The following is a 24,952-nucleotide window of genomic DNA, read 5'->3' as shown; positions in this document are numbered from 1 at the left end:
TGCCTTTTCGGCAGGGGCCTTTTTGGGTTGATTTTCGCAACATTTTCAATGTGTTGCTGTATCATTCATTTTGTTTTACAAAGACTTCCAGAGAATACGTGTTATGCCGCGATTTTAACTGCGTTCAATCTGTTCCAGTTGGTTAGACAAGCTGGTCCATTGCTCCGCCGGAATTCCGCTCTCCAGTGTATCTTGAATTCCACTCACCGCCTCGTCCAGACGTTCTTCCAACTGACGGGATTGGTGTTGCAATGATTTACAAATCTGGTTGTCATAAAACTGAATCAGTTTGTCTTGCGCAGCAGGAAGAACTTCAATGATCATCTGTTTGAGGACAGGATCAAGTGCCTCTTGTAAACGCTGACGTCCATCTCCTTCGAAGAACTGTTTCGGATTGCGGAAATAATTCAAATAGCTTTTCCATCCAGACGGTTCTTCCAGACGAACTTCTTCAAGCACAGGTGTACTCCAGCGTTCGTTCAGTGGCAGTGACACATCCACGCCCCCTGATAACTGTCTCACCTCATCTATACAATCCGTAACTTGCTTCATCAGCCAGGTCTGACCTGCCTGTTCAAGTCTAAGGGTTGTGGCGAGCAATTCCTGCTCCAGTTCAATGGCGATCATGCGTAACAGTTCACGTCCACAGGCTGCAAAAGCCATCTTCAGATTGCCTCGATCCTCCCGAAGTACGGATGGATGGAATGCTTCTGCCATGAATAGACCAAGGCGATAGGCAAGTCGTTGCCGCACATGGAAGAGTAATTCTGCTGTTTCCTGTGACATTTCTTCCTTCATGGATCTTGCTGCAAGTTGCTGTATGCGCTGGCGTGACTGTCCCTGGATGGTCTCCAGTTCATCCCGCCGCTGCTGCAAAGCTTCCTCCCCTTGAGCCGCATCCTCCGCGCGTTTCTTCAGCCGTTGAATGACACGTGCCATCTCTTCGGAAGCTCCACCTACCGCAAGGTCGGCTAATTCTCTGCCTGCAAATTGGTTGAACTCTTCCTCAAAACGGATAAAACCGGATTGTTCAAGCAGCTTCGAATCACCTGCCATCTTGCCTTCCATCGCAAGTATGCTGGATACCGGGAAAAGTCGTGGTGCCCGAATTCCATTACTGCGCAGTTGGGTGCTCACATGATCGAGCACCTGCTCCAGTTCTTCCTCAGAGGAAGAGAGGTCACTGGCATTCACAACAAAGAACATCTGATCCATGGCAGAACTATCCTTAACACGACCCAACTGATTCAGGAACTGGCGATCTCCTTGGGAGAAAGCATGGTTGTAATACGTTACAAAAATGAGTGCATCCGCATTCTTCATATAATTGAAGGTTACACCCGTATGACGAGCATTGACGGAGTCGGCTCCTGGTGTGTCGACCAGCACAATACCCTGTTCCGTTACATCGCAACTGTAGTAGAGATCGATACTGTCTACAAAGCAGGACTTCTTCTCGTTTGCGACAAAATTACGGTAACCCTCCAGATCCACCAGTACATCCTGACCTAACTGGTCCGCTGTTTCTTCCCAACCGGCTGCCGCTGCCTGCAAAAAGCTGTAATGAGGGCGCCCCGCCGGATGCACATCCTGAGGTGAGAGGGACCGTACTCGCTTCTGCCACTCCGCTCCAGGCTCACCCAATCCGAGCAATCGGAAGGAATAGCCGAGGTCTTCCTGGAAGGCGTCCCGGGTCTTCATGCGGACCCGGGCTGTTCCATGCTCCGCGCCCCCTGCAGGAGCCATGATCCGGTTAATCGCCGCTGTTGTTGGATGCGGCGAGACGGGTAGTACAGCTTCGCCCAGCAACGCGTTGGCGAAGGAGGATTTGCCAGCGCTGAATGCTCCGAACAGCGCCAGTGTGAACGTGCCGCCCGCAAGCGAAGCCGCGCGTGCACGCAGATCCCGTACCGCCGACCCCATGGCGGGGTACGGCTCCACCAGCGCAGCAGCGGCTTCAAGCCGTGCCGCTGCTGCGTCCAGGCGTCGGCGGCGTTCAGCGCCAGCCGCCGACGATGGCCCAGGCACCGCCGCCGCGACTGCGCGCTGCTGCGGCGGTGCCTCTGACGTCTGTGGCTGCGCAGCCACAGACGTTGACGTGCCCGCATGCGAACCGGAAGCTTCGCCCGGTTCAGGCACCGCGGGCACGTGCGGGCCCTTCACCTCCGGCAATAGCCCGGAGGGGAGGGGGCCCGCATCAGGCAGCAGGCTGCGCAGCCCTGCTGCCTCTGCGGCGGCGCTGCGCTGGAGCGCCGTGTAGCGCGCCGCCGCCGCGGATTGCGCGAGCAACGCTGCGCGGCTGGCGTCCAGCGCCTGGAGCGCGGCTTCGCCTCGCGCGCCCAGCGCTTCCAGCATGCGGTCGGCCAGCATCATGGCCGACCTGCGATAGCGGGCCTCAATCTCGCCCCGCACATCTTTGCTGAATTGAATCACATACTCTGGAGATACCTCTGCACTGGCACTTCGTTTCATCTCCAGCAATGCTTCATCTACAGCAGGCAGCTCCGAATTGAGCGCCTGCTCCCACTCCGCTCCCCATACCTGATGGGATTCACCCAGCTGCCTAAGCATCGTACGAATATGTACTTCCACTTGTCCGGAAGCCTGATCCTGTAATAACCGCACCAGTTCAGAAGCACGGCGTTGTTTCTCCTGCTCGGTTTTGCCGCCTGAGAACAATAAGCCTACCCTGAAACCCGGTTTACGGCTCTCCAAATAGGCAGCAGCCGACGCGCGAATATCCGCAGGAGTAAGATTTGCATTCGCCAGAAGAGGCTCAAGCTCTGCCCGGAATTTCTCACGCACTCGTGAAGGCCCGGTACGAATGTCTTCTGCTTGTTGATCGAGAAGCTCCAGCTCCCGTTCCAAGCGTTCAATTCCTTCCTTGCCACCAATCTCATCCAGCAGAGAATTTTCTTCATCCTCACGTTTCTCCGCTTCTCTCGTCAGGTGTTGCTCCGTTACATGACTGGCCGAACTTGCCAAACTGTGCGTAATTAACGCTTCCTTCTCTTGCATCATGTGTCCAATGAGTTCCGGTAGCATATCCCACTGGTTGTAGCGATGCTCCTTGTCGCGGAGGGAAGTAAACAACAGTCCGTCATATCTAACTTCCCAGGCTGCAAATATAGCTTCGACCCCTTCGGTATATTGCTCAAAAGAAAGCTCACGTTCCCGATGCTTGTCGATCTGGTTTACGATCAAAAACAAGGGTTTGCCCCAATCCGACAGACTCTTGGCAAATGAAAGGTTTGTCTCGGACTGGACATGATTATAGTCCATGACATAGAAGACCACATCCGCCAGATGGAGCGCGGAATGGGTCGCAAGACTGTGCCCCCGATCTGTAGAATCCACACCGGGTGTATCCAGCAGAACAGCATCATCCTTCAGCAGGGGAATATCATCCCATACCTCAATGGAACTGTACGCTCCCCCATTTTTGCAATACGCCTCCAATTCCTCTGGAGAAACTTCAAGTGTTCCTGCTCCATTGTCAGCGCTTACGTTTGGCGTAGTATAAATAAGTGCTCTCGGCTTACCATTACGTATAGATACCACATTCGCACTTGTTGGCACGGGACTTGAAGGCAGCACTCGCTTACCGCACAAACTGTTGATGAGACTCGATTTGCCTGCAGAGAAATGACCACAGAACGCAATCGTCAGATGTTTCATTTCCGCCTTGCTGATTAAATCCGTTATAGCCTGTACAGCTGTATGGTCCCCTGTCTGCTCCATCGCTTCACGCAGCGGAAGCAGAGGTTTGGCCATTTCTTTTGGGTAATCTGTTCTGGACATGACTGGCCTTCCCCCTGGCTCCTCTAATTTGACATCCGTTTCGACGTCTATCTCTTTTACAACATTTATTTTAACATTATCAAGTTTGAATTTGAACGGTTGGAATTGAATATACATAAATGAACGTATAAATCTATAAACTAAAAAAAATAAAACCGAACAAGTCGGTTTTATCTGTAATACTCTTTATACTCGGCATTTAGCAAAATGCTTAAGCCAAGTGTCTGTTGCATGAATGCGATGCGATCACTTTAACCACAACGATCCTCATGACATTAATACAACAGACCCCACAGTGTAATCACTTCTTATGAAACTGCATTCTCCATGGAAGGCAGCAAGATTTCAAATACTTGTCCATGTTGCAGAATTGTAATGTCTCTGCCTTTGTCTCTCATAACCACAACTTCTGGTTTAACGGACATACGCTCCAGATAATGTTCAGGCACGTCGCCAGAATGGCTTACTGTGATACCTTCTACTTCTTTTTCTTCATTTTCAGCCATTTCCTGTTCAACGATTTGTTCAAAAATATCGGAGAAGGCCTCAAAATTGTCAGTGTACACGGAAATGCATTTCATGATTATTCATCCTTTTCTGCTCATTAATTTATTTTTCGTTTTCGGGTGGTGACACGTTCCTTATCTTTCCTGATTTGGGACGTTTTCATACGTTTTTTCCCTTCCCTGCATATGTCCAGCAATGGACAGATATGACACGCAGGGTTCTGTGCCTTGCAATGGTAGCGTCCAAAAAATATAAACCGGTGGTGAGTTAAAGTCCACTCATCCCGAGGTACGCGCTTCATTAGTTTCTTCTCGACTTCAAGTACGGAGTCATCCCAACCTGCAAGCGCCAGCCGCTTGGATACACGTTCAACATGAGTATCTACCGCAATTGCCGGTACACCAAACGCATTGGAAACAACTACATTCGCGGTTTTCCGCCCGACACCTGGTAGTGTCACAAGCTGATCATGTTCCTGCGGTACATCACCGCCATACTGCTCTATTAGAATTCGGCACATGTTCTGAATATGCTTGGCCTTGTTCCGGTACAAGCCGATTCGCCGAATATCCTGTTCCAACTCTTCGAGAGGAACCGCCAGATAATCTGCCGGGCTTCTGTACTTCTGGAACAAATCTGCGGTTACCTTGTTCACCGTTTCATCGGTGCACTGGGCAGACAAAAGGACAGCTACCGTCAATTCAAATGCATTGCTGTGATTTAATTCGCAATGTGCATCAGGAAACATTGCTTCCATAGTTTCGAGTATATGCCTAACCGTCGCTGCATTCATGAAGAGCTACCTCCCACAAAATGACTCCACTCTGCGGAGCCTTACTTCGAAGCTTCATCCGAGTACTTTGCGGGGACCTCAAAAAGCTTGCAAAAAAAACGTCTTGATGCGGGAAAGATCCCGTATCAAGACGGTCATTCTTTTGATCCTCGAAAAGAAACGATTACTGTTTTTGAATCTCCAGAATAACATTGTTCAGGAGATACAATACAATATTATCATTATCTCTGAGAGATTGCACGCTTAAAGTATTGTCACCCTGGTGAACAAAAACACTTGATCCGAGTGCAAAACGATAGTTTGTGTCTGCTGTCGTTTCCCGTTTAACCAAAATCTGGTTACCCACGCCATCATAAGACCAGAATTGTTTGCTCATGACAGTTAGTACTCTGAAGCGTGTGGAATTATCCGTATCTTTTGTCATTTCGACACGATCTCCAACCGTAAGACTCGTCAGTGAAGTTAATGTAGAGCCAGATTTCACGACTTTAACAGCACCGCTAACAGGCACGGTTTCAGTCTGACCGTTAAACTGCTTGAGCGTTACGGATGAAGCATCCACCGCTGTAACTTCAGCCAGCGTACGCTTCACGACTTGAACCGCCTTTGGCGTAGTTCCTTCAAACGTTACATTAATCAAGTTGCCTGCTGTCAGTTGTGAAGGCGTGATCGTCTGACCACTCTCTCCTGTCAGTATTGCTTGATCCACGTAGAACTGACTTGTCAACAGATCGGATTTTACTCGAATACGACTATTTGCTTCCAAGGCAACCACTTCGAATTGAGCCACAGTGTTCAGTGCAACCTTCTGCACTACATCCTGATTTGCTCCAAGCGTTACAGTCACTTTGTCACCAATCTTCAAATCTCCCAGACTTGCGCCCGATTTGTTATAGATCTCAACCGTAGGTAAGGTAGTATAAGGCACTGTAATCGTCTGATTACCAGACAACAAACTGATTTTTCTGCCCGATGTGTCAATGTTGTTGATCGTACCTTCGTACTTGTAAATCACTTTAACGGACAACGCACGTGTTCCCACATAGGTCAGATCCAATTTGCGACCATCATTTAAAATCGACTCCAGACCAGCCAGTGTAGGTTTGGTCGAATTGTAGTCCAGTTTGGTTTTTTCGTCCAATGTAAATACAAACGGTTTTTTGTTGTTGTCCAGTACGGTAAGTACCTTTGTTTTGCTGTTGTAAGATACAACCGTTACTCCGTTCATAGGTTCCATTTGACGTCCAATCACCTGAATACGCGTTACCTGATCGTCAGCGTTCAATGACAACTCCACCTGATCCCCGTTCGTTGCATCTGTGATGAGATCATTTAGCGTCGCATCCTGAATACCATTAATAATAACTTCCGGCTTTTCAGTCAGCAATTTCGCCTCAAGGGAACCCCCTTCACGTTTGAACGTTAACGTGGACTGGTTGCCACCGATCTCAACCAATGTTCCGCGCACAGATTGCTCCACACCTTGAGACAATGTGATAGTTTGCAAAACACTGTCCTTTACGGTGTATTTCACGGCACTGCCGGCTTTGAGATCGGCCACTGACATGATACGGTTTTGATATGTGATAAGCAGATTGTCATTGTATGCAAACTGCTCTGTTGCACCCGCTGCATTGACAAGTTTGATCGTTTTGCCAGAAGTGGATACTTCAGCAACTACGCCATTGTCACTCTTGTTCACAATGCCGGATTTCACACGAATAGCAACTGTTTTTTTGTCAGCCGAGAACGTCTCACGCTGTACTTCGATGATGCTATCTGCCGTAATATCGGACAGTTTGATTGCATTACCATTCTGATCGATGAATGCAGTTGCCTCATCATAACTGTACGTTTCGTAATTCTCGCCCACAAAGATACCAATTTTATTACCAGACAATGAACGTGCAAATGTACCTTCAACGCTTTCCACCTGTGGTGTAGCATCAACCACTTCCACATAGGAAGCCCCACCTGCCGAACCCACAACCATAACTTTTGTATATAGTTTCACATCTGTGGATGAAGCACGCGTCTCACTGTCTTTCGTAAAGTAAGGCGTACTGCTGTTCACTGCGAAGTTAACGGCTTTGCCGTCCACAACCAGCGTGATCTGCCCATCTTTCAATCCAGTCACATAACCCGTGGAAGTGTTCGGATACTTTGTATCTGTTAGCGATTCACCACGACTGAAGAAGGTAGCCAGTTGAGCACGGGTTACGGAACCAGTTGGATTGAATTTGTTGCCTTCCACACCTTTGGCCAGATCCAGGCTAACAGCCAGATTGACATAACCTTTACCACTTTCGGAAATACTTGCATTATCAGCAAATCCGGTAGATTGATTGTTTTGTGCCTTCGCTTCAGCATCCTTATCCAATGAACGGATTAACAATTTCGTAATCCATTCCCGTGAAGCAGGTTTTTGACCCCAGGAGGTCTTGGATACATCCACCGTTGATTCTTCCGTTTTGTCAATCAGTCCCAGTTGAAGTGCCAGCGCGACATATGGCTTGAAATAATTTCCCACTTCCATGTTTGTCGGTAATGCCGCAGCCGTGTCGGTATTCAACTGGCCCTCTTGATTCATAAAACGGATTGCCATCGTTACAGCTTCTTGCTGTGTTACCGCGTCTCCTGGACGGAACAGGCCGTTGTTACCGAGAAGAATGCCTTGATATGCCAGTTTGTACACATGTTTTTCAGCCCAGTATCCGACCTTGATGTCACTGAACAAACCAGTTGGTGCAGCCGTATTTGTTATTGCAGCAGTCTGACCCTGCCCCGTTTCTGTTGATTCTGCTGCCATGGCAGCTCCGCCGGCGCTAAGGGCCATCATGCCTGCAAGCACGGCTGATACTACTTTTTTAGAGTGTGATGTATGGTTATATTTAAAAGTCACCTATGATTCCCCTCTCTCATGTAAAACGACCCATATTCCGTGGATTCACGGTACAACAGCCTGTTGCACAGCCTATTCGGATCTTGTCATTGGATGTTCAAGATCCACATGGCCCATCAGACTCTCCGTCTGCTGACCATCCACCAGTAAATCTAGTGATTTTACTTCATCAAACTGGAAGAACGTTTGTTTTAGAGCATCCAGCGCATAAGATTCTCCACCTGCTCCAAGACGTGCCGTATCTGGCATATGAATATCCAGCGTAAGAGCTCCATCCTTGAACTGAACAGACTTCAATTCAATTTCTTTAGACCACAGCGGAACAAGTTTAGCGTCTTTGCTCTGTTGCAGTGATTCAAAGGCAGCTTTATATTTGGCATCATCCGATGCGTATGAAATCTCTGCCGAAGCTTTGTGCAACTCCAGTTCTTCTTCATCCGTATAGAATACAGTGATCGTTTTCTTTTCATTACTTTCGGAAGTTGTTGGCGTGTCCGTAGACGTTTCGCTTGGCGGATTAGTTGTAGTCGTTTCCTCCGAACTGCCTTCCGTGGATTCTGTTGGTGTTGTGTTCTCTTCTGGTTCAGCAGTTACCGGTTCGGTAATTGTTTCGCCTTCAACCTCGGTCACATTGTTTTCCGTTCCTGCGCCTTGCGTCTGATTCGGAGCCGCTGTTGGCTTGCTTCCACATCCAGCAGCTACTGCCATAACCGTTACCAGCAAGGCTGCAATCCATATTTTCTTGTTCATTCTAACTCCGCCTCCTCAACATAAGGGCTTGTCCCTTATTTAATTCCCAGATACTCCTTGATTCCTGCAACAATACCTTTGGCAACACTGTTCTGGAAACTCTCCGTGAACAGGGCTGCTTCGTCGCTCTTATTGCTAAGGAATCCACCTTCCAGCAGAACTGCTGGCATTGTCGTTTCACGGGTCACATGGAGACTTGCCGTTTTCACTCCACGATCTTTCAGTCCGGATGACTGCAAAAGATACTTGTGCATCACTGTAGCAAGTGCTTTACTGTTGGAGCGTGTATAGAATGTCTCTACACCGTTCGCAGCAGTAGGGCCACTGTTAGCATGAATGGAGATGAAGATATCCGCTTTTATGTCTTGTGCAATCTTCACACGTTCTTTTAATGCCAAAAATGTATCATCGCTGCGCGTTAACACAACGTCAATTTTGGATTCTTTTTTCAACAAGGCTTCCACTTTCAGAGCCATTGCCAGATTGAAGTCTTTTTCACGTTTACCAGTTACACCGATTGCCCCAGGATCCTGATCTCCGTGACCTGCATCGATAACGACAACTTTTTTGCCATTATTACCAACTGGAGGAGCAGGTGTACCACTTTGATTGTCGAGGTTAATCATAACCAGCCCGGAATCATTTTGCACACTGTACCCTTTTGAACTGGACAGATCGATTACAAAACGAATTGTAGATGGACTGTTGCTGTATAACGAGTAACGAATCTTCGATACATCCGGATAGCCGCTAACGACGAGTTGTCCATTCTGGTTGCTGTCTAGAGCCTGTCCTTCACTGAATGAATCAGCAAATGCGGTATTCGGCAAGTCTATAACGATTCGATCTGGTCCTGTCATCGTGAAGACGTTCGGCTTCGTACTTCCGCTTGTTGCAATCATGAAGCGGTTGTCGCTGAAGCTGATGCCGTTCACCAGTACAAGACCTTCTTGATCCGATCCTCCGCCTTCATTGCCAGAGTTCGGAGGTGTGGTTGTCCCGTTTCCGGAACCTGAATTCTGGGTAACTAATGTTACCGTCTTCGTGGTATTGTTCCAACCCACCTTAAGACCCATTTCCTCACCAATAAATCGGAGAGGTACGAGCGTAGTACCATTTTTCACGAGTGGCGGGGCATCCAAGTTTACGTTACTGCCGTTCACCGTTGCCGTCTTCTGTCCAACAATCATCTGCATGGCAGTGTTGTCTTTGCTAATAGTCACTGTTTGCGTTTGCTGCTTCCACTCCACGCTATATCCAAGATTTTCGGACACAACCCGGATCGGAACCATCACCTTGCTGTTGATAATTTCCGCTTTTGTATCCGATGGCTGTACGATTTCTTTTCCGTCTAGGATAATTTTCGTGTCTGTTGCTGCGTGACTATAGCCCGGGAATACGAGCCCAAAGACAAATAACAGTACCAAAAAACCGAACTTCTTCATCCTTCACCCCTACCATTCTCATATTTTTTTGCCGCATGTTGTCATTTTCCAACTCCGACTGACCGCTTGGGCATTACCAGACACCTATTAGACGCCCCTCGCTCTCAAAAGTTGCGAATATATTCCAACATAACAGAAAAAAAACGTTGTCAGATCAAGCTTTTTTTACATTTTAATGTCTTCTTTTTTCCTTATTTATCAAGTATACATCTCCAAACAACGTAATACCCTAACCTTCATATTTGCGCAAAATCCACTTTACAGTCCCAAAAATTCAACAATACCGTCCACAATCGCCTGTGCACATTTGTCCTGGTATTCTTCTGTGAGCATGACTGCTTCATCTGTAGGATTACTTAAAAAACCAAGTTCAAGTAACACTGCAGGCATGGTTGTTTCACGCGTCACATGCAGACTAGCCGTTTTAACCCCACGATCCTTGAGTCCTGTTACAGGCAACACATATTTGTGAAGAGTGTCAGCCAAAGTCTTGCTTTCTTTACGACTGTAGAGCGTTTCAATGCCGTTTGGTACCGGTGTAGTAAATTTGTTTCCATGAATGGACACAAAAACATCTGCCTGATTCAATTCAGCAATATCCACACGCTGTTTAAGTGAAAGTTCTGTATCATCCTGGCGTGTAATGACCGTTTGAATATTTGGGTATTGTTGAAGGATTGCCTGTACCTTCAGTCCTACAGCCAGATTGAAATCCTTCTCATAAGCTCCTGACAAACTCACTGCACCCGATTGACGACCACCATGTCCCGGATCAATGACCACAATCGTTTTACCATCATTGGTAGGTACTGCCGGTTGGCTTGTCGGTTCTCCATTCGTGGCTGTCAGGTCCACGAGCAAGACATTGTTATCTCCAACAGACCATTTGGCTGTAGCCGTCTGATTCAGATCCAGAACGACACGCACGGTAGAAGGCGATTTACTGAACATGGCATAACGGACTTTGGAAACTATTGATGAATCTGTAACGATAATCTGTCCACTGCCATCCGGATTAGATGCTTGTCCCTGAATGAATTCCTGAGAGAACTTCGCTGAAGGCAGATCAACAATAATTCGGTCTGGCCCACCAATACTGGATACTTTGGGGCTAATATTACCGTTTGTTGCTACAATCAACCGATCTCCGCTGAAGCTGATGCCTTGAAGTTCTGTCAAACCATCCGGGACAGGTGCATCGACGGGGTCACTGTCACCTTCCGTTTCAACTACAGGAGGAATACTAAATAGGCTTACTGTCTTGGTTCCATTGTCCCAGCCAACACGTAGACCCATGCCTTCCCCAACAAAGCGTAACGGAACAAGCGTAGTTCCCTGTTTGATCAGTGGGGGCGAATCCAAGTTCACCACGTTTCCATTCACTGTAGCTGCATCTTTGCCAGCCGTCATTTGGATCATGCTGTTTCCTTTTTGAACCTGGACTGACTGAGTTTCCTTCTCCCACTTCACCTTATAACCCAGGTTCTCGGATACAATTCGAATTGGAACCATGACCGTTTTCCCGATATTCTCTGCAGGTGCACCCGTCTGCTGGTTAATGGTTACACCGTCGAGTACAATCGAGGGAGTGGTGTCTGCATGGGCCATGATTGGGAATAAACATAGGAACAGAAGAAAAACGACTGCTGCCGACCATTTTTTCATACCTCATCCACCATTCTTTTTGTCTTTTGAACATCCGACCTGATTCTCTGCAGCGTAACATCAGTGACAATATGTAACCTTCCATAATCTACTAATCAGTTTATCAGATATTGTCTGATCATCCGGTTACAACGTTGTCATATTTAGTCGGAAACAGAGTGGCAAAAAGGTTACTTTCTCCATCGTCTAGTTCCCGAAATCATATGAAAATTACATTCCTCATCCATTTTTGCTATGCTGAGTTCAAATACTTGATTACAGGAGATTGAGACTTGATGCCTAAAATACTGATCGTGGATGATGAAGCAGATCTTCGAAAGCTACTGACTGATTATTTTGAAATTAACGGATATTCCGTGATGACGGCCAAGGACAGCCGGGAAGCGCTGCGGAAAGTGGAAAAACAACCCGATATCGTTTTGTTAGATATCAACATGCCTGAACAGAACGGACTTCAATTATGTGAGAAAATTCGGGACTTCGTCTCTTGCCCGATCTTATTCTTAACGGCCCGAATCGAAGATGCTGATAAAATAGCAGGTTTTCGTGCCGGAGGCGATGACTATATCCTGAAACCTTTCAGCATTCGCGAGTTGGGCGCCAGGGTCGAAGCACATATACGCAGGGAACAACGAATCCAAACTAAATCTTCGGTAAGGTTTAACAATGAATTGGTCATTGATTATACGGCTAGGGAGCTCTACTACCTGGATAAGCGAATTTCACTGCCAAAAAAAGAGTTTGATATTGTCGAATTGCTGTCCACGCATCCTGATATGGTGTTTGGAAAGGAACGCATATACGAAAAGATTTGGGGCATGGACGAGCAAGGCGACAGTAATGTGATTGCAGAGCATATCCGGCGAATTCGCTACAAATTAAAGGAATATGGCTGTGATAATCAAATCGAGACCGTTTGGGGAGTAGGCTACAAATGGCCAAGTTCATGACTAGACTCCTGTTTTTAAAGCGATTGTCCTTACTGCACTCTTTTATGCTGTTGTGTGTGGTCACACTCGTTGCCGTGCTGGCCGTTATAACTATGGAGTTTGCTTGGGCGGAGAAGCTGCGGCTACGTTTCGGAGAAACGGATTGGGTCATGCCCTCCCTCGTCACGGCGGTTCTGCTCACCGTAGCGACTGGAATTGTCACCATGGCCGTTCTATTTTACAGATGGAAGCTAAAACGTCCGCTGGAGCTATTAAAACGAGCATCCGAGAACATTTCAGCCAACGATCTAGATTTCCGCATTTCCTATGACAGCCAGGATGAGATGGGCGAGCTGATCGCGCTATTTGAAATCATGCGCTCACAATTGGAAAAAAACCTCAAGACACTTTGGCGTTCGGTTGAAGAGCGCAAGCAGATCAATGCTATTTTTGCCCATGATCTGAGGACCCCCCTGTCCGTGTTAAAAGGAAACGCCGAGCTTCTCGCCACCTATCTTCCCGAGAAGAAGTTGTCGGAAGAAAAGGTGCTCGACCTGATCCATACTATGAACCTTCACATCTTGCGTCTGGAGAGTTATGCAGAGGCCATGAACTCCATTCAGAGACTGGAGGATGTGCCGTTGAACATCCAATCGATGGATACGATCTCATTGACGGCTTTGCTGGACGGCAGCGCTGAGCAAATCGCGAAACAGTACGGCATACGTTTTGTCTCTTCCGTGGAATATGATAATGCCTCAGTGCATGTAGATCCCTATCTCGTCATGCAGATTTTCGAGAATATAGTGGCTAATGGGGCAAGATACGCAGCCAGTCAATTAAACGTTCACTATGACGTGCAAGGGGGCATTATGAAGATTACCGTCTCCGAGGACGGTCCTGGTTTCTCTGACGAGGCCCTGAGTAAGGCTATACTCCCTTTTTACCGAGGCGAAGTATGGGATGCGAGCGAACATCGCGGGCTGGGCCTTTACGTTTGCAAGGTGTTTTGCGAAAAACAGGAAGGTAGTCTTCAGATTGCAAACGGTCCTGACGGAGGTGGAAGCGTGACGGCAAGTATTGGGACGCAAGTTGATAAATAGTTGAAAATGATCTGATAACATCTCCTTATCTTGAATTCGAGGAGTGTTATCATGCTAAAACTGAAAAAAATGATGTATATCACAATTAGCTGCTTGTTGTTATGTATCGCGTGGGCGAACCCCTTATCCGCCAATGAAACCAGAGACAGGACAGAAGTTCTGCAGGAGATCGATGAATATATGAATCGGAGCATGAAGGCCAATCACATTAAGGCTGCTTCACTGGCGATTGCCAATAACGATGAGGTCTTTTACGCAAAAGGCTACGGGACATTTGCAGATGGCCAGAAGGTTACGGGCAATACCCCTTTTCCCATTGCTTCACTTAGCAAGTCCTTTACTGCATTGGCCGTTCTGCAGCTGGTGGACAAGGGGCGGATCAACTTGGATGCTACTTACGCTTCCTATTTTCCAGAGCTTTCTCCACAGGATCCCCGCGTTCTTGACATCACGGTCCGTCATTTACTGAATCAGACGAGTGGTCTCAATGACAAGATAAATCCCGATATGACAAAGACTCCGCAATTCCAATCACTGTCGGAAGCGAACCAATTATTAAACACGGTTCAACTTGCCCATATCCCCGGAACGGCCTACAGCTATCATAATCCTAATTACGTGCTGCTGGCGAACCTCGTGGAAAGTGTTAGCGGAGAGCGCTTTTCGGATTACCTGAAAAAACATATTTTTGAACCGCTAGGAATGAATCATACCTTCAGTGTCAGTACAACGCAGCAGTTCCATGAGAATAATACTATCCCGCTAGGACATTACCTGAGTTTTGGACGCTCTATAAGTCAATCCGAACCGCTTTGGTTCATTGAGGGCCCCGCCGGCATCGTTTCAACTGCAGAGGACATGTCCCTTTGGATGCTTTCCCAATATCACGGCCACCTCGTTTCCCCTGTGCTGATGAAACAATATCATTCCGCAGGAGATATCAGTCCATACGGCATGGGCTGGCTTGCAAACCAAGATGCTTCTAGCGGCCAAACGATCTCCCACAGCGGCATTTTCTGGACCTACAAGTCAGAAGAACTGGTTTATTTGAACGAGCACATGGGCATTGCCGTAATGTTTAATTCTGGTATAAACGCTTATGTGAATTACTCGGCATTTATTGATGGAATAGCGGATATTATGAGGGGGCAGGAACCCCAAACCTCTTTTGTAAACGGTCGGAATATGGAAACGATTATGATTGCGCTGATCATCGCTACGCTTGCATGGGGCATCTACGCCTATTTTCGCATACTTCGGAGCAACCAACGCCTAACGATTAGCAAATTGATTCTGATCACAGTGGGTAGACTGATCCCGATTCTAATTCTCTTGTCTCTGTTCCCATTGGTTACATTTATCGGCGGAGGACGTGTGCTGCCATGGTTTGGTATCTGGACTACCCTATCAACTCCAATCATATGGCTTATGGTTTGGTCACTTGTGAATTTCGTGCATTTGGCTTGTTATATCTATGTCTATTTTCAGAATACAAAAAACGACCCTTTGGATTTACCTCAGTAATCTATTTTTAGGTTTATCTATTTAGTCGGCTGTTGATTGTATCTGTTGAAGTATTCGACCAAAAAAAATGAGAAGTTCTATATATAGCTGACTTATTAAGCTAATTTAGCTTCTGAAATTACAAAAAGCTTCTGCCTCACCGATGGGAACAAGGTCCCTTTGGCGAGGCAGAAGCTTTCTACTATACGATACTTTAACGATTAACCGAACAGTTTTGCCGCATGGCGTTGTTCGTAAGCAGCGATCTCATCATCATGTTGAAGAGTCAAACCGATATCGTCCAATCCTTGCAACAGGAATTGACGACGATGCTCATCCAGATCAAAATCGATATGCAGTCCGTATGCATCAGTAATCGTTTTGTTTTCCAGATTTACATTCATCTCATAGCCTTCATGTGTCGCTGTACGTTGGAACAAGTCTTCAACTTGCTCTTCTGATAGCTTGATTGGCAAGATTCCGTTCTTAAAGCAGTTATTATAGAAAATGTCTGCATAAGATGGAGCGATCACACAACGGAATCCATAGTCCAAAATCGCCCATGGCGCATGCTCACGGGATGATCCACAGCCAAAATTGGCACGTGAGATCAGGATGGATGCCCCTTCATAACGAGGTTTATTCATTTCGAAGGAAGCATTATTGTTGCCCTCTTCATCAAAACGCCATTCATAGAACAAAAATTGTCCAAATCCGGTACGTTCAATCCGTTTCAGGAACTGTTTCGGAATGATTGCGTCTGTATCTACATTGACCCGGTCTACCGGTGCAACGATGCCTTGTAATGTTTTAAATTCTTCCATATTAAACGTTCTCCCTTCTGTCTGTTATAGATTAGATCGCTGCTTCTGTTTTGAAATTCCAATCCCGTACGTCCACAAAGTGACCCTTAACCGCTGCTGCTGCTGCCATTGCCGGAGATACCAGATGCGTACGTCCTCCGCGTCCTTGGCGTCCTTCAAAGTTACGGTTGGACGTCGAAGCACAACGTTGACCTGGCTTCAATACATCCGGGTTCATCGCCAGACACATGCTGCATCCCGCATCACGCCATTCAAATCCGGCTTCCGTAAAGATTTTATCCAAACCTTCTTGTTCAGCCTGAATTTTAACACGTCCTGAGCCTGGTACAACAATTGCTGTAACCTGACTGGATACCGTGTGACCTTTAGCCACTTGTGCTGCTGCACGCAGATCTTCGATCCGACCATTGGTGCAAGAACCGATAAATACATAATCAATTGGAATCTCGGCGATTGGTGTTCCCGGTTCAAGTCCCATATATTCAAGCGCTTTTTCAGCCGCTTTGCGTTCGTTTTCTGTAGGCAATTCAGCCGGAACAGGAACTTTCGAAGAAATGTCGGTTCCCATGCCAGGGCTTGTTCCCCAAGTTACTTGCGGAATCAATGTCTCCACATCGATTTCAACCACATGGTCGAACTCGGCACCTTCATCGGTTACAAGCTGTTTCCAACCTTCAACAGCTTCATCGAATTTGGCATCCGCTGGTACGTATTCACGTCCACGCAGATATTCAAATGTTGTTTCATCCGGAGCGATCAATCCTGCTCTTGCTCCACCTTCGATGGACATGTTGCAGACCGTCATACGCTCTTCCATGCTCAACTCACGGATGGACTCACCTGTGTACTCAATAACATAACCTGTTGCAAAGTCTGTACCGTATTTGGCAATGACTGCGAGGATCATATCCTTCGCGGTTACACCCGGGTTACGTTTGCCGACAAAACGAACTTCCATTGTTTTGGCTTTTGCTTGTTGCAAACATTGAGTTGCCATAACGTGCTCAACTTCACTTGTTCCGATTCCGAATGCCAGTGCGCCAAACGCACCGTGTGTGGACGTATGACTGTCACCACATACAATCGTTTTACCCGGGTGAGTCAGACCCAGTTCAGGTCCCATAACGTGTACAACGCCTTGATCAATCGTGTCCAGATCATACAATTTCACGCCGAAATCACGACAGTTTTGCGAAAGTGTATCAATTTGTTGTTTGGAGATAGGATCTGTGATGTTGAAACGGTCTTTCGTTGGAACGTTGTGGTCCATTGTTGCAAATGTCAGTTCAGGGCGACGAACTTTACGTCCGCTCAGACGAAGACCTTCAAATGCCTGTGGAGAAGTTACTTCGTGCACCAGATGCAGATCGATATACAGAATGCTTGGTTTGCCTTCTTCTTGATGAATTACGTGATTTTCCCAAATTTTCTCAAACATCGTTTTTTTACTCATCATTTTCACCTCATTATAAGTTCGGTCCTTGGAAGAGCCTCTGTTTTCTTTAAAAAGTGAAGCTCTTGAATGACATAAATATATCACCCTGTCCTTCATTGTTCCAAGATATAATATCTATAGATGTAATAGGTTTAACCTATAATGAGAGAAAGACAAATAAACCACTGCTCGTCGCAAAGGTTTCAATTGATAACAATTATCATTATCAGATACGTCTTATACTACGTTTCCGCTGCTTCGCTGTCAATGCTTTTTATCTAGAACATAAAAAACAGCCCTGAATCCAGAGCTGCTTTGCTAGTTTCTGTTATGAAATGAAAAGACGCCTTCTATGAGACTGCTTGTCCGACTACTGTATTACAAACCGTTTTTTGCAATCACATCTTTGTACCAATAGAAACTCTTCTTTCGTTTTCTCTCCAGTGTTCCATTGCCGTCATTATCCTGATCTACATAAATAAAGCCATATCGTTTCTCCATCTCTGAAGAAGAATAACTAATCAGATCAATTACTCCCCAACTGGTATAGCCGAGCAGTTCAACACCGTCCAGAATCGCCTCATGCATCTGTTCAATGTGAGAGCGGAAGTAATCAATACGATAATCATCCTGAATGCTACCATCAGCTTCAATCGTGTCTACCGCCCCAATTCCATTTTCAACGATAAACAAAGGCACCTCGTAACGACTATACAGTTCATTCAGTGAGATGCGCAGACCTACCGGGTCAATCTGCCAGCCCCAATCATTCGTTTGCAGATACGGGTTCTTCACCCCTCCAGTTGTATTGCCACTCACCTGCTCCAATCGGTCGCCATCCACACTTGATACCAGGGACATATAATAACTGAATGAGATAAAGTCCACAGTGTGTACTTTCAGAATCTCTTCATCCCCCTCAAGCATATCCAGGTTAATCCCTTTTTCGGCAAAAAATCTCTTCGTAAAGTACGGATACGCTCCACGCACCTGTACGTCCGTAAACATAAGATTGAATTGATTATCCCGGGAAGCAACAAGTACGTCTTCGGGATTACATGTATGAGCGTACGTTGTCAGTTTGGTAAGCATACATCCGATCTGGGAACCGGGAATGATCTCATGACAGTATTTCACTGCGAGTGCACTCGCTACAAATTGATGGTGTAACCCCTGATATACAGCCTGCTCCACATTTTCGAAACGCTCCGGCACAATACCACCACTCGTAAACGGATGGCGAACAATGCTGTCAATTTCATTAAATGTAATCCAATACTTCACTTTGTCCTTATAACGGGTGAACACGGTTTTGCAAAAGTGAACAAAATACTCGACGACTTTCCGATCCGTCCATCCACCGTGGTGATTCACCAGATACATCGGCATCTCATAATGCGACAACGTAATTAATGGTTCAATCCCTTGTTTCAGCATGCCATCAATAACGCGGTCATAGAACTGCAAACCGGCTTCATTCGGCTCTGTTTCGTTGCCATTCGGGAAAATTCGGGTCCAAGCAATAGATAAGCGCAACGTTTTGAGACCCATCTCCCCAAACAGGGCTAGATCCTCCTCGTAACGGTGGTAAAAATCAATGCCTCTGCGTTTCGGATATTCTCTGTCCGAGGTAGACTCCATCGCAGTTTTGATCTGTTCTTCATTGATCGCATTATGCTTTTTATACTCACTCTTGGCTACACCTTTTCGATAGATAGCAATGTCGGCTGTAGACAGACCTTTGCCATCCACATTCCACGCTCCTTCTGCCTGATTGGCAGCAATCGCTCCTCCCCATAGAAAATCTTCTGGAAACGTTCTTGTTGTATTGGTCATTGTGTATTCCTCCTTGGATTATCTCTGTAACTCTTTGATTCTTGCTCAATTGCGACTCATGACCCGATTGATATGAATAATCAAATACATCATCTCTTCATTGGAGATCGTATGTTCAAACCGTGCTTCAATATAATCCTTGATTAGCAATACGCAGGCTTCCTCCTGCGGATATTTATTCGCGATCTGCTCAAAGAGCTCATGATCCTGCGTGTTTAACGTTTTATGTTCAAAAAGCCGTTGAATGAAAAATTGCAAATGGGTCAAAAAGCGTGAATAGTTGATGCTGTGTGTATCCAGCTCCACTTGGTAGTGAATTTTGATAATATTGAGTACATCCTTGACGGTATTGGTCATCATCATGACCTGATTCATATTGTCATCATTCTGCTGCGCATTCACGAGATGAAAGGCAATATTCGCCGCTTCCTCTTCAGGCAGGGAGAGTCCAAGCTGTTTTTGAATGAGAGACAGACCATGCAACCCGATGTTGAACTCCTGTGGATAGAACTTTTTAACTTCCCACAACATTCGGTTCTGGATCGTCATATTGTCCTTGAATCGCTTCATGGCCATATACAGATGATCCGTTAATGCGACATAGAGATGATCACTCATATGGCGGGACAATGTATGTTTGGCATGGGAGATGATTTCGTCAGCCAGAATCAGATATTCTTTTGGCGTTTCCTTCATCAGAGCGGTGAGATCCGAAGAGATCATTTCATTTTCAAGGACATAGATCTTCTCGATCTCATCCTCGCCCACGACATCTCCCGGTTTGCTCCTGTAGCCGATGCCCTTTCCCATCACAATAATTTCCTTGTCATCCTCACCACGTCTGGCAAGAACAATGCTCGAATTCAATATTTTTATGACTTCCATATCAGGCTGCCTGCCTTTCATTCATATTTCAGCGAGTTATAACACCGTAATTAATGGTTTCCCCGGTCCTGTTGTCGCCGCAGATTCATTGCCCAGCACCTCCAGATAATCCGAGGAATTGGTCACAATTACAGGGGTCGTGGTGTCATAACCTGCGGCTTGTATAGCTTCAAGATCAAATTCAATCAGGAGCTGACCATGAGAGATCTGTTCTCCTTCGTTCACTTTTACATCAAAATGCTGGCCTTTCAGTTTCACCGTATCCAATCCGACATGAATCAGAATTTCTACACCTTCTACCGATCTCAGACCGATGGAATGTTTAGTGCGGAACACCGTCTCAACGTTACCATCAAACGGGGCAAACACCTTGCCAACACTTGGCTGAATGGCCATACCTTGTCCCATGGCTTCTTGCGAGAAGGCCTCGTCCTTCACCTCTCTTAATGGCAGAACTTTGCCTTCCAGTGGAGCAAAAACGATCTTTTTCGATTTGATCCCTTTGGATGGCTGGATTTCAGATTCGCCTCTCGCTTTGTTTGTAGGACTGCCTGCTATCGACACTGCTGTTGGAACAACATCCTGAAATCCAATGACATATACAGCGACAAACGCGACAAGAGCAGAGATCAGCATGGTAATGATCGCATAGATAATATTCATATGATCTTCACTGATAAACATAGGCATAGATGCAATCCCCGGACCCACGGCAGCATATGCCTTGAGATTCACAATACCTGCGAACAACCCAGCGACTCCGGCGCCGATCATGCAGGCAAACAGCGTTTTCTTGAGCCTTAAATGTACACCGTAGAGAGCAGGTTCCGTGATACCGAATACACCTGAAATTCCTGCAGACAAAGCGACTTGTTTCAACTTGATGTCTTTGGTTTTGAATGACACCGCCAGTGCGCCTGCTCCCTGCGCCATATTGGATGCCAGCATCGCGACCAGCACCAGTGTTTCATATCCAGGTGAAGCCAAGGCTGCGAAAATAATGGGATAAAATACTTTATGCATACCGAACATGACAATCAGAGGCATCAGTATAGCCATAATGACAACGGTCAACCATCCAATCTTATCCTGAATCCAATAGATCAGGTTGGACATTCCCGTTCCGAGATACATCCCCAGAGGTCCAAGTACAATCAGGGCAACTGGAGCAACAATGAGAATAACAATCAAAGGTTTGAGGAAAATTTTTACTGGTCCTGGTGAGATCTTGTCCGCGAACTTTTCAATGTAAGACATGAACCAGACCGTTAAAATAATCGGTACCACGGATGTCGCATATTGAACGGATGCAACAGGTATGCCAATAAAGGACACCGGATCTTCCCCCCCAAGCAGACCAATCATATTCGGGTGTAACATGATTCCACCAAACAGAACGGCAACAAAGGGGTTCGTTTTAAATCTATTTGCACTGGAATAGGCCAGTAGAATCGGAAGAAAGTAAAAGGCAGCATCAGACATGACACTCAAAACGGTATATGTCTGGCTCTCTTTAGACATCAGGCCGGTCACGGTCGCCAGTAGCAAAAGTGCCTTAAGCATGCCCGAGGCAGCAATGGCTGGGATAATAGGTTGGAAAATGCCTGCAATGACACTGGCAAAAGTATTAAACAGTCCTTTGGGGCTATAATCCGCTTTTTGTTTCTCCTGAATTTCGTTTGATTGCCGAGTATCCATCATCTTGGCAAGTTCATTGTAGACGTACGCGACGTCATTACCGATAATAACCTGATATTGTCCGCCGCTATTCACTGCGCCAATAACACCATCAAGGCTCTTAATTTCTTGGGTCTTCGCCATATCCGGATTCTTCAGGGTAAGTCTGAGCCTGGTAGAGCAATGAATTAACGTGTTGATATTATCATTGCCACCGACCAGCTCCATAATCGATTGGGCTAATTGTTTGTGATTCATGGTGCACCTCCGTTTCTTGATGGGAACAAAAAAAGACCTAAAAAGGGCAGGAAAAGAGAAACTCTTCCCACCCAATCTAGGTCTTGCCTGCCGAACAGTAACACGCCATCGTTGGATGAATGTTATTCAATTATATGAACGAAAAAGAATATGAACATTTGAAATGGTTCTGTGCTAACACTTGAAACTGGTACACATGAAAACGTTGATTTTGTTTTACCCGGGTAAGTGGTTCTTATTAAGCGTTTTCAAAATTAGTATAGCAACTCTTCTGATGGAGTGCAAGCGGTTAAGCGAAATTAATGATTTCTTTATCTGTAGTGATATAATGGTGGCATAACGAAAGGAATGACCAATGACGATGGAATTCAGACAACTTCAATATACGTTGCAAATTGCGGCCGAACGCAATTTCTCCCGGGCAGCAGAGAAACTGCATATTGCTCAACCTTCATTAAGCCAGCAATTATCCAAATTGGAAAAAGAATTGGGTGTGCTGTTGTTTCAGCGTAATACAAGTACCGTGGAGTTAACCCATGCGGGTGTTACGTTTGTCGAGCAAGCCCAGAAGATCGTAGATGCCGTGGAGCTATTGCGTCAGGAAATGTCAGACATCTCCCAGCTTCGCAAAGGTAAAGTCGTTGTGGGCAGCATGCCGATCACGGGTTCACACTTGCTCCCACACGTGCTTCCAGCTTTCCAACAAGCTTATCCCGAGATTGAGGTTACCTTATTGGAAGACTCCGGGCTTACGCTTGAGAAATTGACAGCAAGCGGCAAAGCAGATCTCAGTCTGTTATCTCTTCCTTTACAAGAGCCAAGTCTCGCCTACGTTGCCATTGGAGAGGAAAAGATTGATCTGGCAGTTCCCCCGAATCACCCTTTGGCACGCAGGGCAGATCCGGAGCATCCGATTCCTGTGCGAATTGAAGAGCTTCGTGATGAACCCTTTGTTGTATTGAAAAAAGGACAGGGTTTCCGCAAACTTACATTTGATCTCTGTGAGCAGGCTGGTTTTGATCCCCAAGTTGTGTTTGAGAGCACAAATATTGAAACCGTTCAGTCGCTGGTCGCCACAGGCATGGGTATTACACTGGTTCCACGCTTTATTGCCCGTGCGCCGCGCAGTGAATTCGTACCTGTGTACGTGCCGCTTGCTGAGCCAACTCCCAGCAGAACACTTGTTGTGGCTTATCGTCAAGGAAGAGTACTGTCAAAGGCAGCCGAAGCATTCATCCATACGTTTCAACAAACGGTGGCCGAACTGTCAAAGGGAAACTAAGAAATTGCTCTATGTTAAAGGTACATTTCTTTAGGTACAATTCATACTGAACCAAAACAAAGGCTTGACCCTTATGGGCCAAGCCTTTGTCATATACTCGTTTCCTGCATCCGCAGGATAGAGTTCTTACATTGCAATCACAGTAACTGGTTACAGTACAATGTTGCTTGTTAAGTTGTTTAGCTACAATGCTAATTTATAATGTTAACGTAGAAACGTACATAAGAAAACTTCATGTCTGGCGGTTTATTTACGCAAATTACGATCGCTTGTCAGCCTGTTTTGCTGATTCATTACACGGCCTTCGTCCTGAACAGTTGAATCAGGGGGTGATAGCCCTCCTGCTCCATTCTCTAAGAATGCTCTTAAGTGATCTTCCCTTGTGTTATCCTGTTCCAGTCTCCTGAGCGTATCTTTCACATGGTTGTCCATTGATTGATCATCTCCTTGGTAACGGGATAGTTATCATTACCCGCGCCCTGGAAGAATAAACACTTTATCTAAAGAATTTTATTTCAATTTTTATTTTTCGCCAAAATAAACGCCAGGTCGACGGTCTTCAAACACGGGAATACGCCCGCGAACCTCATCTACCAGGGAAGGGCGAATGATTCCAGTCACGATCTCTTCCCCTTCGCCACCTTCAGCCACAATCTCACCCCACGGATCAATGATGAGAGAATGTCCGAAAAACTCGGTGTCCCCCCCTTTTCCCACACGGTTACAGGCGATCACATACATTTGGTTCTCAATCGCTCGTGCAGTAAGTAACGTACGCCAGTGGTGCAGACGAGGGTTCGGCCATTCGGCCGGTACAATCAATGCTTTGGCACCATTCAAAGCAAGTGTGCGGGCTAGTTCCGGGAACCGGATGTCATAACAGATCGAAGCACCCGCTGTAAGACCGTTCTGCAATTCAAAAATTTCAGGTTCCGCACCTGGCTGTAAATATTTCTCCTCGTCCATTAGACGGAACAAATGTAATTTATCATATCGTGTTACCTGTTTTCCTTCACGATCATACGCGTACATTGTATTGTATATTTGACCATCCCGTTTCTCGGCAATGGAACCGCCAACGATGGAAATTTGATGTTTTTGAGCAAAAGCAGACAGCCATTCCCGAGATTTCCGGCCTTCCGGGTCAGCGAGTTCATGAATTTGGTTCAAAGCGTATCCGGTATTCCACATCTCAGGCAGCACAGCCAGCCCCAGATCCGGATATTGTTCTACCGCACGCTCAAGCAACGTCTGCATATGTTTATGATTGGCCTCAGGGTCTCCGAGTTGAATATCGCCCTGAATCAGGGCTACACGCATTTCTCCCTGTTGTTTTTCTGTCATGACAAGCACTCCT

18 protein-coding genes are annotated in these 24,952 nt (G+C 46.3%); 4 read left to right on the top strand and 14 right to left on the bottom strand.

The window, feature by feature from the left end; translation table 11 throughout:
* Positions 1–114: 114 nt before the first annotated feature.
* From IFU39_RS01290 to IFU39_RS01260, 7 genes are all read right to left on the bottom strand, one after another.
* A complete protein-coding gene (locus IFU39_RS01290; protein ID WP_105599352.1) occupies positions 115–3,801 on the bottom strand; it encodes a dynamin family protein in 3,687 nt (1,228 codons plus the stop codon).
* A 308-nt stretch (positions 3,802–4,109) separates the two neighbouring features.
* Positions 4,110–4,382 (bottom strand): hypothetical protein, encoded by a 273-nt coding sequence (locus IFU39_RS01285; RefSeq protein WP_017687779.1) that lies wholly within the window; start codon positions 4,380–4,382, stop codon positions 4,110–4,112.
* A gap of 23 nt (positions 4,383–4,405) precedes the next feature.
* On the bottom strand, positions 4,406–5,101 hold the full coding sequence (nth, locus tag IFU39_RS01280) for an endonuclease III (protein WP_036607558.1): 696 nt from the start codon (positions 5,099–5,101) through the stop codon (positions 4,406–4,408).
* A 163-nt stretch (positions 5,102–5,264) separates the two neighbouring features.
* Positions 5,265–8,003, bottom strand: a complete 2,739-nt coding sequence (locus IFU39_RS01275) for an S-layer homology domain-containing protein (RefSeq protein ID WP_105599353.1) — start codon at positions 8,001–8,003, stop codon at positions 5,265–5,267.
* A 72-nt stretch (positions 8,004–8,075) separates the two neighbouring features.
* Positions 8,076–8,753, bottom strand: a complete 678-nt coding sequence (locus IFU39_RS01270; protein WP_105599354.1) for a GerMN domain-containing protein — start codon at positions 8,751–8,753, stop codon at positions 8,076–8,078.
* A gap of 35 nt (positions 8,754–8,788) precedes the next feature.
* Positions 8,789–10,198, bottom strand: a complete 1,410-nt coding sequence (locus IFU39_RS01265) for an N-acetylmuramoyl-L-alanine amidase family protein (protein ID WP_076250034.1) — start codon at positions 10,196–10,198, stop codon at positions 8,789–8,791.
* Between the two features lie 258 nt (positions 10,199–10,456).
* A complete protein-coding gene (locus IFU39_RS01260; RefSeq protein WP_105599355.1) occupies positions 10,457–11,863 on the bottom strand; it encodes an N-acetylmuramoyl-L-alanine amidase family protein in 1,407 nt (468 codons plus the stop codon).
* Between the two features lie 275 nt (positions 11,864–12,138).
* On the opposite strand from IFU39_RS01260, the gene IFU39_RS01255 reads away from it, so the two are divergent.
* From IFU39_RS01255 to IFU39_RS01245, 3 genes are read left to right on the top strand one after another with little or no spacing between them, the layout of a single operon-like run.
* The gene (locus tag IFU39_RS01255) at positions 12,139–12,813 is read left to right on the top strand and encodes a response regulator transcription factor (protein WP_105599357.1); all 675 of its coding nucleotides are present in this window, start codon (positions 12,139–12,141) and stop codon (positions 12,811–12,813) included.
* A complete protein-coding gene (locus tag IFU39_RS01250; protein WP_105599358.1) occupies positions 12,798–13,895 on the top strand; it encodes a HAMP domain-containing sensor histidine kinase in 1,098 nt (365 codons plus the stop codon). Before IFU39_RS01255 ends, IFU39_RS01250 begins: the two co-directional genes overlap by 16 nt.
* Before the next feature lie 51 nt (positions 13,896–13,946).
* A complete protein-coding gene (locus tag IFU39_RS01245; RefSeq protein ID WP_105599360.1) occupies positions 13,947–15,419 on the top strand; it encodes a serine hydrolase domain-containing protein in 1,473 nt (490 codons plus the stop codon).
* A 200-nt stretch (positions 15,420–15,619) separates the two neighbouring features.
* On the opposite strand, the gene leuD is transcribed toward IFU39_RS01245, so the two are convergent.
* The 5 genes from leuD to IFU39_RS01220 form a co-directional block, all read right to left on the bottom strand.
* Positions 15,620–16,222, bottom strand: coding sequence for a 3-isopropylmalate dehydratase small subunit (leuD, locus tag IFU39_RS01240; protein WP_036607574.1), 603 nt, complete (start codon positions 16,220–16,222; stop codon positions 15,620–15,622).
* Between the two features lie 31 nt (positions 16,223–16,253).
* A complete protein-coding gene (gene leuC / locus IFU39_RS01235) occupies positions 16,254–17,675 on the bottom strand; it encodes a 3-isopropylmalate dehydratase large subunit (protein ID WP_036607575.1) in 1,422 nt (473 codons plus the stop codon).
* A gap of 360 nt (positions 17,676–18,035) precedes the next feature.
* Positions 18,036–19,493 (bottom strand): glycoside hydrolase family 1 protein, encoded by a 1,458-nt coding sequence (locus IFU39_RS01230; protein ID WP_091017958.1) that lies wholly within the window; start codon positions 19,491–19,493, stop codon positions 18,036–18,038.
* Positions 19,494–19,538: 45 nt separating this feature from the next.
* A complete protein-coding gene (gene licT / locus IFU39_RS01225; RefSeq protein ID WP_105599361.1) occupies positions 19,539–20,378 on the bottom strand; it encodes a BglG family transcription antiterminator LicT in 840 nt (279 codons plus the stop codon).
* 36 nt (positions 20,379–20,414) lie between these two features.
* Positions 20,415–22,313, bottom strand: coding sequence for a beta-glucoside-specific PTS transporter subunit IIABC (locus IFU39_RS01220; RefSeq protein ID WP_105599363.1), 1,899 nt, complete (start codon positions 22,311–22,313; stop codon positions 20,415–20,417).
* Between the two features lie 361 nt (positions 22,314–22,674).
* Between IFU39_RS01220 and IFU39_RS01215 the strand changes: the two genes are divergently transcribed.
* A complete protein-coding gene (locus IFU39_RS01215) occupies positions 22,675–23,595 on the top strand; it encodes a LysR family transcriptional regulator (protein WP_105599998.1) in 921 nt (306 codons plus the stop codon).
* Positions 23,596–23,841: 246 nt separating this feature from the next.
* On the opposite strand, the gene IFU39_RS01210 is transcribed toward IFU39_RS01215, so the two are convergent.
* Together IFU39_RS01210 and IFU39_RS01205 are read right to left on the bottom strand one after the other, a co-directional pair.
* A complete protein-coding gene (locus IFU39_RS01210; protein WP_017687767.1) occupies positions 23,842–24,027 on the bottom strand; it encodes a hypothetical protein in 186 nt (61 codons plus the stop codon).
* A gap of 90 nt (positions 24,028–24,117) precedes the next feature.
* Positions 24,118–24,939, bottom strand: coding sequence for a carbon-nitrogen family hydrolase (locus IFU39_RS01205; protein ID WP_105599365.1), 822 nt, complete (start codon positions 24,937–24,939; stop codon positions 24,118–24,120).
* Between the last annotated feature and the right edge of the window lie 13 nt (positions 24,940–24,952).

It is taken from the genome of Paenibacillus sp. CFBP 13594 (assembly GCF_014842675.1).
GTDB classification, from domain to species: Bacteria; Bacillota; Bacilli; order Paenibacillales; family Paenibacillaceae; genus Paenibacillus; species Paenibacillus amylolyticus_B.
The sequence above is the reverse complement of the archived record's forward strand: the minus strand, read 5'-3'. Positions and strand labels throughout refer to the sequence as shown.